Source organism: Dietzia sp. Cai40 (assembly GCF_014145165.1).
Taxonomy (GTDB): domain Bacteria; phylum Actinomycetota; class Actinomycetes; order Mycobacteriales; family Mycobacteriaceae; genus Dietzia; species Dietzia natronolimnaea.
In genome coordinates this window covers 1-1,842 of record NZ_JAALEB010000454.1, presented here as the reverse complement: position 1 = coordinate 1,842, position 1,842 = coordinate 1, and the positions used below count along the sequence as shown (strand labels likewise).

Annotated in this window: 2 protein-coding genes; both read right to left on the bottom strand. The window is 71.9% G+C overall.

Annotation, left to right across the window (positions count from 1 at the left end; all coding sequences use genetic code 11):
• Positions 1–294: 294 nt before the first annotated feature.
• Positions 295–987 (bottom strand): hemolysin III family protein, encoded by a 693-nt coding sequence (locus G6022_RS15485; RefSeq protein ID WP_235027391.1) that lies wholly within the window; start codon positions 985–987, stop codon positions 295–297.
• A gap of 20 nt (positions 988–1,007) precedes the next feature.
• Positions 1,008–1,842, bottom strand: an 835-nt coding sequence (locus G6022_RS15480) for an AMP-binding protein (protein ID WP_182691939.1), incomplete at its 5' end; no start/stop codon positions are given.

Genomic DNA, 1,842 nt, shown 5'->3' with positions numbered 1-1,842 from the left:
CGGTCGCCGAGACGATGGCCCAGATCGTGAGAGAGTACGAGGCGGCGGTGGAGCGCCTGCGCGGCACCCTGGGCTGACCACGCTGACCACCCTCGGCTGATCACGCTGGGCTGACCATCCTGGGCTGATCACCCCGGGCCGACGTCAGCGCGCGTCCGCATTTCGTTCACTGCCGCCCCCGGCGATGAACCCTCGCCCGCACCGATGCGCACGCGAGAGTTCATCGCCGGGGGCGGCTGTGTTCTGGGCGTACAGGCGCGGCCGCGGATGCCCGCCCACGCGCCGTGGGGCGGATCAGGACTGCGTGATGAACAGGAACATCGCCGCCCAGTGACAGGCGAACGCGATGACCGTGCAGGTGTGGAAGACCTCGTGGAAGCCGTAGACCCCGGGAACGGGATTCGGCCGCTTGAGCCCGTAGACCACGGCCCCGCCCGTGTAGGCCACGCCGCCGGCGACCACGAGTGCGACCCCCACGAGGTTGGCCTCGACGAGGTCGCCGGCGAACCACACCGCCGTCCAGCCCAGGACGATGTACAGCACCACGTACAACCACCGGGGCGCCGACAACCAGAACAGGCGGAACGCGATACCGATCAGCGCGCCCGTCCACACGATCACCAGCAGGATCGTGCTGGCCGGGGGGTCGAGCGCGGCGACCGTCATGGGGGTGTAGGTGCCCGCGATGAGCAGGAAGATGTTCGAGTGGTCCAGCCGGCGCAACAGCGCGGTGGCCTCCGGGCCCCAGGTACGGCGGTGGTAGAGGGCCGAGATCCCGAAGAGCAGCGACGACGTGGCCAGGAACACCGCGCACGCCCATTTCAGCGCGGTCCCGTCCGCCAGGACGGTGAGGACCACGCCGAGGACCACGGCCACCGGCAGCGTCCCGGCGTGGATCCACCCGCGCAGCAGCGGTTTCTCGGGTAGCGCGGGGACGCCGAAGTCGTCGTCGTCCCCCTCGGGCCTCGGGTGTGCAGCGGAGTTCACACGCAGAACCTACCGCCACCTCACACGGGCGTGAACGTCCTGTGACCGTCCACACGCGCCCACACACGGTCGCCGGCGGGGTCGGGGCCCAGCGCGGTGAGGTCGCGGGCGCGGAACTTGAAGCTCGCCGTGCGCGGCAGTCCCGCGGTCACCCGCAACAGCGACGGCCACTGCTTGGGACCCAGGTCGGACTGTTCGGCGAGGAACTCCCCCATGCCGGCCGCCACCTCGGACGGGTCCGCCCCGTCCCGCAGGACGACCGCCGCGGCGACGGCGTCACCGATCGTGCCCGGTCCGCGCACCTCGCCCGCCGGCACGGCGTACACGCCCACCTCGACCAGATCGGGATGGCGTCGCAGGACGCGTTCGACCGGCGCGGCGGCCAGGTTCTCCCCGTCGACCCGCATCCAGCCACCGGATCGGCCCGCGAAATACACCCACCCGTCGTCGTCGACATAGGCCAGATCTCCGGAATGGAACCGCCCGCCGCGCATGCGTTCGGCGTCGGCGTCCGGGTCGCCCCAGTAGCCGGCGAACAGGCCGGGTCCGTCGGCGACCAGCTCGCCGATGGCCTCGTCGGCGTTGAGCAGTACCCCGGCGTCGTCGAACCGGGCTCGCGGGCACGATGCACCGGTCTCCGGGTCGACGATCGACACGCCGGCGGGCAACGGGCCCAGCGCGGCGTCGGGGGTGTCCGGCGTGCGGGACACCGAGACCCCGCCCTCGCTCGAGCCGAACCCGTCGACCACGGTCACGCCGAAGCGCCGGGCGAACTCGTGGCGCACCTCCGCCGGCGCCTCGTTGCCGTAGACCACGCGCATCGGGTTGTCCGCGTCGTCTGGTCTCTCCGGTGTG